Origin of the sequence: Mycobacterium sp. (assembly GCF_035506235.1) — a bacterium.
GTDB lineage: Bacteria > Actinomycetota > Actinomycetes > Mycobacteriales > Mycobacteriaceae > Mycobacterium.
Genome location: NZ_DATJPU010000308.1, coordinates 1 through 13,547 on the forward strand (window position 1 = coordinate 1; position 13,547 = coordinate 13,547).

12 protein-coding genes and 1 pseudogene are annotated in these 13,547 nt (G+C 68.7%); 5 read left to right on the plus strand and 8 right to left on the minus strand.

The annotated features are described in order from the left end of the window. Positions 1-774 (minus strand): annotated as a pseudogene (locus VMD50_RS28425) (hypothetical protein); the annotation flags it as partial. 108 nt (positions 775-882) lie between these two features. Here VMD50_RS28425 and VMD50_RS28430 point away from each other — a divergent pair. Then, positions 883-2,331, plus strand: a complete 1,449-nt coding sequence (locus VMD50_RS28430) for an amidase (protein WP_325433088.1) — start codon at positions 883-885, stop codon at positions 2,329-2,331. 9 nt (positions 2,332-2,340) lie between these two features. Here the strand turns inward: VMD50_RS28430 and VMD50_RS28435 are convergent, their stop codons facing one another. From VMD50_RS28435 to VMD50_RS28455, 5 genes are all read right to left on the minus strand, one after another. Next, on the minus strand, positions 2,341-3,279 hold the full coding sequence (locus tag VMD50_RS28435) for a DUF1254 domain-containing protein (protein ID WP_325433108.1): 939 nt from the start codon (positions 3,277-3,279) through the stop codon (positions 2,341-2,343). Between the two features lie 76 nt (positions 3,280-3,355). Next, a complete protein-coding gene (locus VMD50_RS28440; RefSeq protein WP_325433090.1) occupies positions 3,356-4,585 on the minus strand; it encodes a cytochrome P450 in 1,230 nt (409 codons plus the stop codon). Between the two features lie 103 nt (positions 4,586-4,688). Further along, positions 4,689-5,129, minus strand: a complete 441-nt coding sequence (locus VMD50_RS28445) for a nuclear transport factor 2 family protein (protein WP_325433092.1) — start codon at positions 5,127-5,129, stop codon at positions 4,689-4,691. Between the two features lie 46 nt (positions 5,130-5,175). Next, positions 5,176-6,378 carry an MFS transporter gene (locus tag VMD50_RS28450; RefSeq protein WP_325433094.1) on the minus strand — a complete coding sequence of 401 codons (1,203 nt, stop codon included), beginning with the start codon at positions 6,376-6,378 and terminating at the stop codon, positions 5,176-5,178. A gap of 23 nt (positions 6,379-6,401) precedes the next feature. Continuing rightward, positions 6,402-7,283 (minus strand): NYN domain-containing protein, encoded by an 882-nt coding sequence (locus tag VMD50_RS28455; protein WP_325433096.1) that lies wholly within the window; start codon positions 7,281-7,283, stop codon positions 6,402-6,404. A gap of 108 nt (positions 7,284-7,391) precedes the next feature. Here VMD50_RS28455 and VMD50_RS28460 point away from each other — a divergent pair, with 108 nt between their 5' ends. Further along, positions 7,392-8,264, plus strand: coding sequence for an alpha/beta fold hydrolase (locus VMD50_RS28460; protein ID WP_325433098.1), 873 nt, complete (start codon positions 7,392-7,394; stop codon positions 8,262-8,264). Here VMD50_RS28460 and VMD50_RS28465 read toward each other — a convergent pair. Next, positions 8,261-9,508: a cytochrome P450 gene (locus VMD50_RS28465; RefSeq protein ID WP_325433100.1), complete on the minus strand. Its 1,248-nt coding sequence runs from the start codon at positions 9,506-9,508 to the stop codon at positions 8,261-8,263. The two genes, VMD50_RS28460 and VMD50_RS28465, sit on opposite strands and share 4 nt — an antisense overlap. Before the next feature lie 95 nt (positions 9,509-9,603). Here VMD50_RS28465 and VMD50_RS28470 point away from each other — a divergent pair, with 95 nt between their 5' ends. Both VMD50_RS28470 and VMD50_RS28475 read left to right on the plus strand, forming a co-directional pair. After that, positions 9,604-9,975, plus strand: coding sequence for a hypothetical protein (locus VMD50_RS28470; protein ID WP_325433102.1), 372 nt, complete (start codon positions 9,604-9,606; stop codon positions 9,973-9,975). A 21-nt stretch (positions 9,976-9,996) separates the two neighbouring features. Next, the gene (locus VMD50_RS28475; RefSeq protein WP_325433104.1) at positions 9,997-10,413 is read left to right on the plus strand and encodes a hypothetical protein; all 417 of its coding nucleotides are present in this window, start codon (positions 9,997-9,999) and stop codon (positions 10,411-10,413) included. A gap of 12 nt (positions 10,414-10,425) precedes the next feature. Here the strand turns inward: VMD50_RS28475 and VMD50_RS28480 are convergent, their stop codons facing one another. Next, complete coding sequence (locus VMD50_RS28480; RefSeq protein ID WP_325433110.1) at positions 10,426-12,582, minus strand: FUSC family protein; 2,157 nt, start codon at positions 12,580-12,582, stop codon at positions 10,426-10,428. 147 nt (positions 12,583-12,729) lie between these two features. Here VMD50_RS28480 and galT point away from each other — a divergent pair. After that, positions 12,730-13,547: galactose-1-phosphate uridylyltransferase (gene galT / locus VMD50_RS28485; protein ID WP_325433106.1), on the plus strand; the 818-nt coding region annotated here is incomplete at its 3' end.

Consider the following 13,547-nt stretch of genomic DNA (forward strand, 5'->3'; position numbering starts at 1 on the left):
GTCGTTGTCCTGATAGATCACCTCGCTGCTCGGCCGCCGCAGCTCGGCCCCCGACGTCTTGACCGGGTCGGTGTTGCGCTGAAACGAAAGCACGTCCTGCCACACGTGGCCCGGCTGTGGGTCGTTCCACATTGCCGAAAGGTCGTTGCCGGAAAGGATTACGGTCCGCGGTGGCGACGCGGGGCTGTGCCCGTCGGTGAAGGCGTTCACCCACGCGACGCCGGACGCCGTCGCGGCCAGACCCCATTCGTTCGGTGCGGTCAGTTTCAGGTCAGGGGTCGGCGGCTGCAGCTCCTTGGTCACCAACGGCTGGCTGGTCTTGAGGTCGAACGCGTACGCGGTGGTCTTGGTGGCGGTCGTCAGCACGTAGACGACCCGGATATCGTCCGCCGTCCCCGCCAGCGCGCAGATGCCGCCGGTTAGGTTCTCGCCGGCGGAGAGAGTCGGGACACCGGGCGCCACGTATTGCCCCGTTTTCGGGTCGAACACCTTGGGCCGGATGTCCTCGAGCGCGGATTTTCCTGGGGAGAATTTCTCGGGACAACCGAAGTACGCGGTGCCGCCGTAGGTTTTCCAGTCCTTTTCCAGGGGACCCGTCACCGGAGGCGGCGCGGGAGCCGAAGAAGCGGTGGTTTTGGCGGTGGACATCGTGGTCGTCGGCGTGGCCGCCGGCGGACCGACGGTGTCCGAACACGAGGCGACGACGACACAGACGGCCGCCGCGATCGGGGCGAACCTGTGTGTGGACACAGTTCGCCCCGTGAATCCAGGCATCGACAAAACCCCCGTTAAGTTCGTGTAACCAACGAGCGTAAAGCGGGCCTGGGCGGACCGCGACTTGTGTGTACGGCGGTCTTGGTCACACGTGGTAGACCGAAAGCCATGAGCAGCCTTGCCGAAGAGACGCGCTGGATGGACGCCACGGACCAGGCGGCGCTGGTGGCCAACGGCGAGGTCACGCCGGCGGAGTTGCTCGAGGCGGCGATCGAGCGCATCGAGCGGTCCAACCCGGTGCTGAACGCGGTCGTCATCGAGTGGTTCGACCACGCCCGATCCGTGGCCGCCGACCCCCACCTGCCCAAGGGCCCATTTCGCGGCGTCCCGTTTTTGCTCAAGGACCTCTACACGAGTTTCGCCGGTCAAACGCTGTCGAACGGCAACATCGCGCTCAAGGAGGCGGCCAAGATCGACACCGCCGACACGACGCTGGTCGCCCGGTTCAAGGCGGCCGGCCTGGTGATCGCCGGGCGGACGAACAGCCCCGAGATGGGCAGCCTGCCGACCACCCAGCCGGTGGCGTGGGGAGCGACCCGCAACCCGTGGGCGCTCGATCGCACACCGGGTGGGTCCAGCGGCGGCGCCGCCGCGGCGGTGGCCGCCGGGATGGTCCCCTTCGCCAACGCCTCGGACGGCGGCGGCAGCATCCGGATCCCGGCGTCGTGCTGCGGGCTGGTGGGGCTCAAGCCCAGCCAGGGACGGATCACCGTCGGCCCCGTCCGCGCGGAGGCCGGCCTGGGGGTCGAGCTGTGCGTCAGCCGCACGGTGCGCGACACGGCGCGCCTGCTCGACGCGGTGCGCGGGCCCGGTGTCGGCGATTCCGTCATCGCGCCGGCGCCGCACCGCCCGTACACCGACGAGGTCGGCGCCGACCCGGGCCGGTTGCGCATCGGGCTGCTCGACGTGCATCCGCGCGGCGAGTTCCTGCACGAGGACTGCATCGCCGCGGTGCGCGCCGCGGCGGCGATGCTGGAGGGGCTCGGCCACATCGTCGAGCCGGCCTGGCCGGCGTGCCTCGGCGACACCACGTTGGTCGGCAAGTTCATGGCGCTGTGGGCGACGCAGTTGGCGATGGCGGCGCGCGGGTTCGGCGAGACGCTCGGGCGCGAAGTGACCGCCGACGACATCGAGCCGGTCAACTGGGTGCTCATCGAGCGGGCGCGGCGGGTGAGCGCCATCGACTACGCCGCCGCGCTGGACGCGGCGTACGCGTTCCGTCGCGCTTTGCAGCGGTGGTGGGCCGACGGCTGGGACCTCCTGCTCACCCCCACGGTGGCCGAACCGCCGGTTCCGCTCACGGAATTCGAGAACAATCCCGAGCGGCCGACCGCACCCATGCGCCGCGGCGGGCAGTTCGCGGCGTTCACGCCGCCGTTCAACATGAGCGGGCAGCCGGCGATCAGCCTGCCCCTGCACCGCAACGCCGTTGGTCTTCCCATCGGCGTCCAGCTCGCCGCCGCTTACGGTCGGGAGGACGTGCTGATTCGCCTTGCCGCCCAACTGGAATCGGCGCACCCCTGGTCGTCGGTTCGCCCGGCGATCCCCATGCCGTGAACGTGTCGGTCACGAAACGCGTTCAGCGACAGGGAAGGTCCACTCGCCGTTGAGGACCGTGTCGTGTGGCCGGTACAGCCGGACCAAATAGTTCCATCCCGGCGTGATCGGCAAGCAGTTGGCTGTCGCGGCGCCGCAGCCGCCGAACTGAATCGTGATACTCCCGTCGGGACCGCGTTGCGCGGTGAGGTTGTTGAGCGAATAGGCGTTTTGCGGGTTGGGGGACAAGTAGCCGTCTTTGTTGTAGACGGTCACCGACCAGAACCCGTCGACGGGCACCTCGTCGACGATCAGCCGGTGCACGGTTGCGCCGTCGTTGTCGGCCGGGAAGACGCTGAAATAAAAGGCGTCTTTTTCCGGATTGCCGCCCCACGCCGACGCCGAGCCGATCAGCCGTCGCACCGGGTCGGTGTCCTGCTTCGTGCCGAACATCCCCTTGGAGTCGGGCAAAGTGGCCGAGAGTTGGAGGAGCGCGTCCCGCACCGCCTGCTGGCTGACGGGATCCCACCTGGGAACGTCGAAACTGCCGGTGTCGTCCTGCCGCACCGCGATGGCGTCTTGCAGCGCGTGGACCGTGGCGAGATCGTCGGCGTCGTTGGGATCGACCAGGGTGCGGATGGCGACCATCACATACCGCGTGCCGATGTCATCGCGGGTGAGCGTGTGTTCGCCCTGCCCATAGAACACCGCCGGCACATAGTGGTCCTCGGTGATCACCTGCATCGACATGAACCGGGCGCCGGGATCGGGCAGCGAGATCGTTGCCGGCCCGGCGTCGAGGTCGAACACACCCGCCGAATACAGCGTGTCCCGATTCGAGCGCACGACCAGCTGCTGGTCCAGCGGCGTGAGCTCTCGGAAATGAATGAATCTCCCCAACCCGCCGCCCTTGACGACATTGCCGAAGTACAGATCGGTTTCGGCCCGGATGAAGTTGTCTGCCGACACCGGCACCGCGCCGCCGGGCGTGGTGCGTGCGTTCACCATTCGGACGATACGCCGAGCGCGCGGCAACTCGCGCGGCTTATAGGTCGAACTCGATGGGCAGGCTCGTCGGGCCGCTCAGGCTCACCATCGGCTTCCACGGAATTGGTCCGGCGGTGCGCGGGTTCAGCAGGCGGCTCGCTATGACGTTGAGCGCTTCGGCGATCTCGCGGCGAGCCAGGTTGGCGCCCAGGCAGTAATGCACACCGCCGCCGAAGGTCAATATGGGGGGCGCCCCCTCACGCGTGATGTCGACGCGGTCGGGGTCGTCGTAGACCGCCGGATCCCGGTTGGCCGCAGCGGTATTCACCAGGACCGTCGTGCCCGCGGGGAAGAGGTAGCCCTCGAGCTCGGCGTCCTGGGCGACCAGGCGAAGGGTTCCGCACGCGATCGGCGAGTGGCGCATCGTCTCCTCGACCGCGCGCATCGCCAGTTCGGGCTGCTCCTTGAGCAGCCCCCATTGCTCGGGGTGCTCGCACAGGACGTGCACCGAGGCGGCGACCTGGTTGCGCGTGGTGTCCGTCCCAGCCAGCAGCAGGCCGCCCGCCATCATCCGCAGTTCGTCGGCGCTGAGCCGATCGCCGTCGTCCTCGGCGCGAATCAGGTCGGACAGCAGGTCGTCGGTGAGGCTGTGCCGGCGCCGGGCGACCATGTCGTCGACGTACTCGTCGAGTTCGCCCCAGGCGTGCATCACCACCGGTTCGACGTCGCGGAGGTCGACCGTGAAGCTGAAGGCCTTGAAGACGTCATCGGCCCACAGGGAAAAACGTTGCCAATCCTCGCGGGGAGCGCCGAGCAACGCGCAGATGATCGGGACGGGGTAGGGGCGCGCGAGATCGGTGACGACGTCGCATCGGCCCGCGTCGGCAACCTGATCGACCAGTTCGTTCATCACGGCGACCATGGTGTCGTGCAGTCGCAGGGTCGCCCGGGGCGTGAATGCCTTCGACGCCAGACTGCGCACCCGATGGTGCGCGTCGCCCTCCATGCACAGCAGGCTGTTGACCACCTTGTCCCACAACGGGCCCGAGCTGATGCCCTGGCTGAGCATGTTCAGTCCGGGCGGGATCTGGAAGCGCGCGTCGCGCAGCACCGAACGCACCAGCTGATAGGAGAGCACTTCGGGACCGAACGGCCCCATCGCGACCGGGGCCTGCCGTTGCGCCGCGCGCAGACGGGGATAGACCTCGGCGGGGGTTTCCTCGGCGCTGTAGGCCAGGGTCGGCAGATCGGCATCGAAAACGCTTGGGGGAGCGGCACCGACGGTCATGACGGTCTCCTAGCGACAACGTTCACACAATGTATGGCCACGCCCGGTGGCTGTCAACGATATCGGTCGGCCGTCGGGGAAGTCCGGTGCGGCTCGCCATACATCAAGCCATGCGTGTATTTCCGGGCGGACGCTCGAGAACGTTCACCTGTCGCACCACCCGGCCACCCCTCAGGTGGGTGGTCTGGACGACCACATAGTCGAGCGATGCACCGGTCGCTTTCGTCCGGTGGCGCAGACGCGCCCGGCGCACGAACGACCATGGCGCCACTTCGTCCAAGGACAAGTTCTCGATGGTGTTCTCGTCGTAGCGGTCGAAGACCGCACGCCAGAAGTCGAACACCGCCCGGCGGCCCAGCAGAGCGCCTCCCGTATGCAGAGGGGGCGGCGGGCCGTACTCGACGTCTTTGGCGAACAGGCCGAATACCGCCTCCAGGTCGCCGCGATTGAATGCGTCGCGGGCGCGCTCGAACGCCGCCCGCAGCACGCGCCGACGGACCGAGACGGGAAGCCGGGCCACCGCCATGACGACGAGCGCGGCCAAGCCGGGTGCCCTCACCTCTACTCGGTCCGCAAGCGGGCGCGAGGACCTACTTGGCGCGGACACCGCGGACCAGTTGGGCGCCGATCAGCATGACCGCGAACACACCGCCGGTGATTCCCGAAATGAGCAGGGGCAGTTGGCCGTTCGCGCCCCATAGCAAGCCCGCCCACAACCCCGCCACCAGCACGGCCAGGCCGGTGCCGCCCTGGAACACGCCCTGCGCGCTCGCCTGATGGTCCTGGTCGACCAGCCCCGAAATCCAGGCCTTGCCCACGCCGTCGGTGCACCCGGTGAACAATCCGTACACGCCGATCACCACCCACGCCGTCACCATGTCGGTGGTCAGTCCCAGCCCGATGTAGCCGATCGCGAAGAACGCCAGACCGAAGCCGAACAACGCCGGCCGGCCGACGCGGTCGGCGAGCGATCCGGCCGGGTAGCTGGACAGCGCATACACCGTGTTGTAGCCGACGTACGCCAGAATCACCTGCGCCACCGAGAATCCGATCTCGTTGAGCCGCAACAACAACAGGGCGTCGGGAAAGTTCACCACGCTGAAGGCCACCAGGAGCGCGGTGATCCTCCAGTACGGTCGCGGCAATGAGCGCACACCGGTCCAGATCGACTGTCGGTGCGGTCGCGGGGCGGCACGGCTGCGCTCGCGCACCAGAAAGACGAGCGCCACGCTGAGGACGGCGGGCACGATCGCCACGTAGAGCAAAGGCGCGATCCGGTGATCGAGCAGTTCGTAGCCGGCCAGCCCGAGCAGCGGGCCGACGACGGCGCCCAAGGTGTCCATCGCGCGGTGGAAGCCGAAAGCCCGGCCACGCAGGGCTTCGCCCACATCGTCGACCAGCAGCGCGTCCCGCGGCGCGCCGCGGATGCCCTTGCCCAGCCGATCCACGACGCGACCCGCGAGCACGCCCGGCCACGCCGTGGCCACCGCGATGATCACCTTGCCGAGCGCCGCCATCCCGTAGCCGGCGGCGATCAGCGGACGCCGGGCGAACCTGTCGCCCAGCGGGCCCGCCGCGATCTTTGTGAGCGAGGCCGCGCCCTCGGCCACGCCCTCGATCGCCCCCACCACGGACGCGGGCGCACCCAGCACGGCCGTGAGGTAGATGGGCAACAGCGGATACAGCAGTTCGCTGGCCGCGTCCTGCAGGAACGAAACCCCGGACAGCACTCGAACGTTGCGGGTGAGCCAGGGGGGCCCCGAGCGTCCCGGCCTGAGGGCTTCCTGCGTCACGGTCGCCAGCGTAGGGGAGGCGCTCAATCGGGTACGCGCAACCGCACCATCCGGGTCGTCGAACTCTCGTCGAGCTCGACGACGTCGGACCGCGAACGCAGGAAATCGCTGAATGACCGGAATCCCAAAGACTTCTCGCTGAACGACGGGTCCATCCGCTTCATCTGCGCCTTCACCGCCGAGTTGTGCAGCCAGTCGACGTCGTCTTTCTCCTGACCGATCTGCAGCGCGCGCGTCAAAAGCGCGGTGGCGGTGACCTGCGGGTCGGGGGGCTCCTCCGGTTCTTCGCGCTTTTCTGACTTGGCGCGCCCGGCGCGTCGCCTCGGCTCGGCCTCGGCCGGTTCTGGCTCGAGTGCGGGGACCCCCGGCAGCGCGTCGTAAATGACGAAGTCGTCGCAGGCGGCCGCCAGCGCCCGGCTCGACGCGCCGGCCACCCCGATGCCCACCACGTACCGGCCGAGCCGCTTGCAGCGCTGGGCCAGCGGGATGTAATCGGAGTCACCGGCCACGATCACCACGTGGGTCAGGTCGGGCAGCCGGAACATGTCCTCGACCGCGTCGACGGCCAGCCGGATGTCGGCGCCGTTCTTGCCGTAGGCCGCCGCGGGGAACAACTGCACCAGATCGACCGCGCGGGCCACCAGCTGTCCGCGGTAGCCGGCGTTGATGTCGGCCGACCAGTCCGCGTAGGCGCGGGTGAGCACCAGGGTCCCGAACGACGACGCGAAGTCGAGGATGGCGCCGACGTCGACGGTGGCCCGGCCCAGCCGCTCGGAATACTGCTCAAGGCCCTTGGCTTTGTCCCGCTGGAACGAGCTGCGGCCGTGAACCTGGTCGTACCGCGAGATCACGATGTTGTCGAAGTCAAGGTAGACGGCCACGCGGGCCGCAACCGGTTCGGTCATGAACTAGATCATCGCTGAGGCATCCGGCACTGTTCGGCCCGGATGCGTTTCTCGTCACGATTCCTGCGGCGGGCCCTTAAATCGGGGCAGAGCGGGTACACGGGGCCGATGAACGAGTTGAAGTTTCTCGAGCTGCACGGCGATCGGGTCGCCTACCGCGACGAGGGCGACGGCGAGGTGCTGCTGCTCATCCACGGCATGGCCGGCAGCTCGGAGACGTGGCGGTCGGTGATCCCGCCGCTGTCGAAGAAGTTCCGGGTCATCGCGCCGGACCTGCTCGGTCACGGCGAATCGGCGAAACCTCGCACGGACTATTCGTTGGGCGCCTTCGCGGTCTGGCTTCGCGACCTGCTCGACGAGCTAGGCGTCAGCCAGGCCACCCTGGTCGGTCAATCACTCGGCGGTGGGGTCGCGATGCAGTTCGTGTATCAGCACCCCGACTACGCCAAGCGGTTGATCCTGATCAGCAGCGGCGGCCTCGGTCCCGACGTCGGGTGGGTGCTGCGGTTGCTCTCGGCGCCCGGGGCGGAGCTGGTGTTGCCCATCATCGCGCCGAAGCCAGTGCTGTCCGTCGGCAACAAGCTCAGGTCGTGGTTGAGCGGCGCGGGCATCCAGTCGCCGCGCGGGGCGGAGATCTGGAGCGCCTACTCGTCGTTGTCCGATGGTGAGACGCGTCAATCGTTTCTGCGGACGCTGCGATCGGTGGTCGACTACCGCGGGCAGGCGGTCAGCGCGCTCAGCAGGCTGCGGCTGCGTGAGGAGTTACCCGTCATGGCGATCTGGGGGGAGCGCGACGGCATCATTCCCGTCGACCACGCGTACGCCGCGCATGAGGCTCGGACCGACGCCAGGCTCGAAATCCTGCCCGACGTCGGCCACTTCGCGCAGGTGGAGGCGCCGAACCAGGTGGTGGATTTGATCGAGGACTTCATCGCAACCGGCGACCGCCACGATGTAAACAGCCGCCAGCCGAGCGTCTAGTCCTGAGCCGGCCTGCTCTGGTAGTCGACCTGCCAGTGCTTGATGCCGTTGATGAAGGACGACCGCAGCCGCTGGGGCTCGCCCACGGAAGTCAGGTCGGGCAGGTGGTCGGCGATCGCGTTGAACATCACGTCGATCGTCACGCGCGCCAGGTTGGCGCCGATGCAGTAATGCGCGCCGGTGCCGCCGAACCCGAGATGCGGGTTGGGGCTGCGAAAGACGTCGAAGGTGTACGGGTCGTCGAAGACCTCTTCATCGAAGTTGGCCGACCGGTAGAACATCACCACCCGCTGGCCCTTCCTGATCGGCACGCCGCCGAGCTCGGTGTCCTCCAGCGCGGTCCGCTGGAACGCCGTGATCGGGGTCGCCCAGCGGATGATCTCGTCGGCGGCGGTCTTCGGCCGTCGGGCCTTGAACTGCTCCCACTGATCCGGGTAGTCGGCGAAGGCCATCATTCCCTGCGTGATGGAGTTGCGCGTCGTCTCGTTGCCGGCGATGCCCAGGGTGACCACGAACATGCCGAACTCGGCGTCGGACAGGCGTTGGCCGTCGGCGTCGGCCCGGACCAGCGTCGTGACGATGTCATCACCGGGGTTCTCGGCCTTGCGGGCCGCCAATTGCATTGCGTACCACATCAACTCGCCGGCGGCCGTCAGCGAGTCGTATTCGGCGAACTCCGGGTCATCCGTGCCGATCATCCTGTTTGACCAGTCGAAGAGCTTGTCGTGGTCCTCCTGTGGCACCCCGAGCAGGACCGCGATCGCCTGCAGCGGCAGCTCGCAGGCCACCTGGAGGACGAAGTCGCCCGACCCCGCCGCAGCGGCCTCGGTGGCGATGCGCCGCGCGCGCTCGCCGAGGTCTGCGCGCAGTCGCTCGACCGCGCGCGGTGTGAAGGCGCGCGAGACGATCTTGCGCAGCCGGGCGTGTTCGGGATCGTCCATCATGATCATCGACGTCCGACCCGCCTCGATCTGGCCCGCCGCCACGTCTTGCCGATAGCGCGGCACGATGGACTTCTTGGCCGACGAGAAGACGTCGCTGCGCAGCGAGACCTCGCGGACGTCGCGGTGCCTGGTCACCACCCAGTAGCCGCCGTCGCCGAACCCGCCTTGGTCGGGCGGCTGCTCGTTCCACCAGATCGGAGCGGTACGGCGCAGCTCGGCCAGCTCCTGCACCGGAAGCCGGCGGGCGTAGATGTCGGGATCGGTGAAGTCGAACCCCGGCGGGAGGTTCGGTGTGCCCATGGGGAGATGGTAGTCGCGCCGAGACCGGGGCGAACGCAAGAATTTCGCAAGAAGTTGGCCAGGATCCGGCAAGCGGCGCGGGGCAACGTGACCGCATGGACACCGGCCACACCCTGAAGTGGGTTGTTGCGAGCGCCTTGCTTGCGGGCGGAGTTGCCGTGGCCGGTGCGGGGCCGGCCGCAGCAACCGCCCGGGCGGACGATGACCACTGTTCGTCACGAACGGGGTGCTACCACGGCCCCGGGATGCGCTGGTGCCCGGGCGATTACGTCTGGCCGGGATTGAGGGCCACCGGGTGGGACCTGAACGTGTGCCACGTCTACCACGAGCAGTGTCCTCCCAAGTATTTCGGCGGTTGCCCCGACAACATCGTGGAGGGACCTCCTCCTCCGCCCCCACCGCCCGTGTTCCGCACCCGGGAGGAGTGCGAGCGGGCGCTCGGATTCATCTGCGCGTTCGCGCCTTAGTACGAAATGCGTTGTGGCCCAATGAAAATCACAGCCAAGATAACGGCGACCGTCCTGGTGACCGGCGCGCTGATGACGGCGACTCCCGCGCAGGCCGAGCTGACGGCGCAGCCCGCGCCGAGCCATTTCTACCCGCTACAGCCACCCCCGGGCCCTCCGGCCGACCCCAAGGCGGAGGTGCAAGATTTGCTGCGGCAGATCTCCGACCTGGACGACAGCTGGGACGGTCTCACCCCGGCGCAGCGACAGCAGCGGTTGGCGGGTCTACAGCAATATCTCCCCACCGTGGACAGGGACGTCCGAAACCTCCCGCCGGATCAGCAGCCGGAGGTGGAAGGGATGTTGGGCCTGGCGGTCATCAGGCTGCTTGATCTGTTGAGGAAAGCTCAGGGCCCCAACCAGCCGTGCTACTTCCCCGCCTGCCTGCCCGGCCTGTAATCGGCGGTGGCCTCAGCTCGCTACCGGGCTGGGCACCCTCGGGTTGTCGCGGGCCCCGAGGCTGGTGGCCGCCGTGACGATGGCCCGCTCGATCTGGCGAAGCGCGTGCACCGCGGTGAGGAACCGCCGGGTGTCGGGTCGCGGTGCGCCCCCGCCGTCCTGTTGCCGGGCCAGGGTTTCGGCGGCGTCGAGGTCGTCGGTCACCGACACGATCGTCGGCGCATGGGCACCGCCGATGGCAGCAACCAGCGCGTCGATGTTCCGCTGCGTCTGCGCCGCGGCCGACATGAACGAATCGGCCAGCTCAGGCGAAGAGCCGGCGGGGTCCTGGTATTGCTCGGCGCTGCGCGCCAGGCTTCGCCCGTAGCGATCGCACGCGGCGAAAATCCGCAAGCCGCGCCGGATGTTTCGCCGGCCGGCCAAACCGGCCACCCCGGCCAACAGCGGCTTGGCGCTGGTCCGGAACTGCTGCAGCGCCCGGTCGAGCCGGCGGGCCTGCTCGGTCGGGCTCGCGGTCTCGTCCTCGCCGAACATGGTCGCCGTGGAGATCTCGATCAGCGCCGACAACGCCGTCAGGAAGGCGCGGGTGTCGTTGCGGATCGTGGTCCGGGTATTGGTGGGCAGCACCAGGATTGCCACGGCCACGCCGATGACGGCCCCGATCGCGGTCTCTTCGATCCGCAGCATCAGCACGCCTAACGAGAATTGGCCGAGCAGGCCATAGAGCAGCGCCAGCATCGTGGTGATCCAGAAGGTCATCAGGCTGTAGGTGACGGTCATGAAATAGAAGGCGCAGAACAGGCACACGAAGATCGCGACCAGCGAGCCGGTCGTATCCCCGGCGAACAGCGTGGCGACCAGCACGCCGCAGGGCACGCCCAGGATGGTGCCGAGCAGCCGCTGCCAGCCCTTGGTCAGGGTTTCGCCCCAGGAGTTGGTGCCGGCGAAGATCACGAAGGCGGCGATCACCGCCCAATACCAGCGGGCCGGCGACACCAGCTCACCGGTGACGATGGCCAACGACGCGGCGACGGTCACCTGGATGGCTTGCCGGGTGGTCGGGAGCAGACCGCTGTCCTGTTGTGAGCCGGTGTCATCCCCCGTGCCGTCGGACGCCGCGGGCGGCACGCTCTCGTCGCTCCGCAGGGCGCCGGCTACCCCGGCGGCGGCGCCTTCGACGATCGCCCGGACCTCCGCGGTCGCCGTGGCGGCGTTGACGATCGCCAGGGCGAGACGGCGAACGGCGGCATCGGCGGGGTCGTCGGCCTTCATCGGCGTCGTAGCCTGCTCGTCGAGGACCCGTTGGGCCCGACCCGCCGCCCGACCGAGGCCGCCGGCCTGCGGTACGCGGATCGCCCGCGCGAGCTGGGTGAGCGTCGTGACCAGTTCGGCGCGGGTGGCGGTGGGTATGTCGGCGGACAGGGCGGCCGCTCGCCGACCCGCGGTGGCGACCCATTCGACGGCCAGCTCCGCGTCGAACAGCCAGGGGGCCAGTTGCTCGCTGGTGACCCCGGGCCACAGCACGGCGGGGTCGGCTCTGTCTTCGATCTGACCCTGCACCATCAGGGCGGTCTCGTTGAGCCGGATGGTGCGAGCGCGCATGCGGCGGCGGCGCCGTTCGTCGAGGCAGCCGGTACTCACCGCTTCCGCGGTGGTGTCGACCACGATCGCCATCCGGGCCCGCAACGCCCGGACGGTGGCGCGCAGCACACGTTCCGGCCGGTCGGGCAACACGTATGTGCTCATGACAAACGTGCACAGCATTCCGACTACGACCGCCCCGATCAACCAGGGCAACTCCGAAATCCGCGCTCGCAGATACAAGGTGAAGAAATACGAAATGAACGCGACCATGCCCAGCGCCCTGCCGCGGGCACCGAAGCGGCGGATGTACACCGCGGCGAAGACGATGGCGACGAAAGCGGCGTCGCTGGCGACGGTGTACGGGGCGAGCAGCGCGGCGGCGGTGATGGACAGCGCGGCGGGCACCGGCAGCAGCGCCATGGTGATCCGCTGCCGGCTGAGGTCCGGCTCGTTGACGGATCGCGACGCGACCATGGTGATGACGACGCCGAGCAGCGCGACCGTCAGGGGCTGTCCCGTCGCCCTGGTCACCAGGTACATGATCAGCAGCGAACAGCCAAGCGCGGCCGTCGTCCGCGTCGCCATCCGGAGCCGCAGCAGGCCGGGATCCGACCCGATCCACCAGGTTCGGGCTTTCTCGTAGAGAACGGTGATCTCCTGACCCCTCTCGTCTGCGGGACACCACATGGTTACCCGAACCCCGCCGCACCGGCCAAGCTAGTCTTCGACCTCGTGACAGCGCCGACGCGGGCAAAGCTGGCCGACGGCCGTGACCTCCTGTTTTTCGCGCTGCCGGGCCACCGTCCGGCGCCGGTCGAAGACCGCAGGCCGCTGCCCCAGCGCGGCCCGGACCAGTCGCAGCTGCGATTCGACCGGTCAACGGGGCAGTGGGTGATCATCGCGGCGCTGCGCCAGGACCGCACCTACAAGCCGCCCGCCGACCGGTGCCCGCTGTGCCCGGGGCCGACCGGCCTCACCAGTGAGGTGCCGGCCCCCGACTACGACGTCGTCGTCTTCGAGAACCGCTTCCCGAGCCTGTCGGGCGCCGGTCAGCCGGCGCCGGCGCCCGCCGATGCCGGCTTCGTGTCCGCACCGGCACGCGGCCGCTGCGAGGTGATCTGTTTTTCGAGCGACCACACCGGGTCGTTCGCGCGCTTGCCACCGGAGCACGCCCGGCTGGTCGTCGAGGCGTGGCGGCACCGGACCGCCGAACTGATGGCAACGCCCGGCGTCGAGCAGGTGTTCTGCTTCGAAAACCGCGGCGAGGAGATCGGGGTGACGCTGACCCATCCGCACGGCCAGATTTACGGCTATCCGTTCCTGCCGCCGCGCACGGCCGCCATGCTGGCACAGGCCCGCGAACATCGAATGCGACACGGCGGCAACCTCTTTGCCGACCTGCTGGCGCGCGAGGTCGCCGACGGCGGTCGCATCGTCACGCGCACCGGGCTATTCACTGCGTTCGTGCCGTTCGCAGCGCGCTGGCCGGTCGAGGTGCACATCTACCCGAACAGGTTCGTGCACAACCTGGTTGAGCTCGACGACGGTGA

Bases quoted from the DNA above. Each gene is read 5' to 3' on its own strand.
- VMD50_RS28430 (WP_325433088.1), top strand. From the start codon at position 883: ATGAGCAGCCTTGCCGAAGAGACGCGCTGGATGGACGCCACGGACCAG.
- VMD50_RS28440 (WP_325433090.1), bottom strand. From the start codon at position 4,585: ATGACCGTCGGTGCCGCTCCCCCAAGCGTTTTCGATGCCGATCTGCCG.
- VMD50_RS28455 (WP_325433096.1), bottom strand. From the start codon at position 7,283: ATGACCGAACCGGTTGCGGCCCGCGTGGCCGTCTACCTTGACTTCGAC.
- VMD50_RS28460 (WP_325433098.1), top strand. From the start codon at position 7,392: ATGAACGAGTTGAAGTTTCTCGAGCTGCACGGCGATCGGGTCGCCTAC.
- VMD50_RS28465 (WP_325433100.1), bottom strand. From the start codon at position 9,508: ATGGGCACACCGAACCTCCCGCCGGGGTTCGACTTCACCGATCCCGAC.
- VMD50_RS28470 (WP_325433102.1), top strand. From the start codon at position 9,604: ATGGACACCGGCCACACCCTGAAGTGGGTTGTTGCGAGCGCCTTGCTT.
- VMD50_RS28475 (WP_325433104.1), top strand. From the start codon at position 9,997: ATGAAAATCACAGCCAAGATAACGGCGACCGTCCTGGTGACCGGCGCG.
- VMD50_RS28480 (WP_325433110.1), bottom strand. From the start codon at position 12,582: ATGGCGACGCGGACGACGGCCGCGCTTGGCTGTTCGCTGCTGATCATG.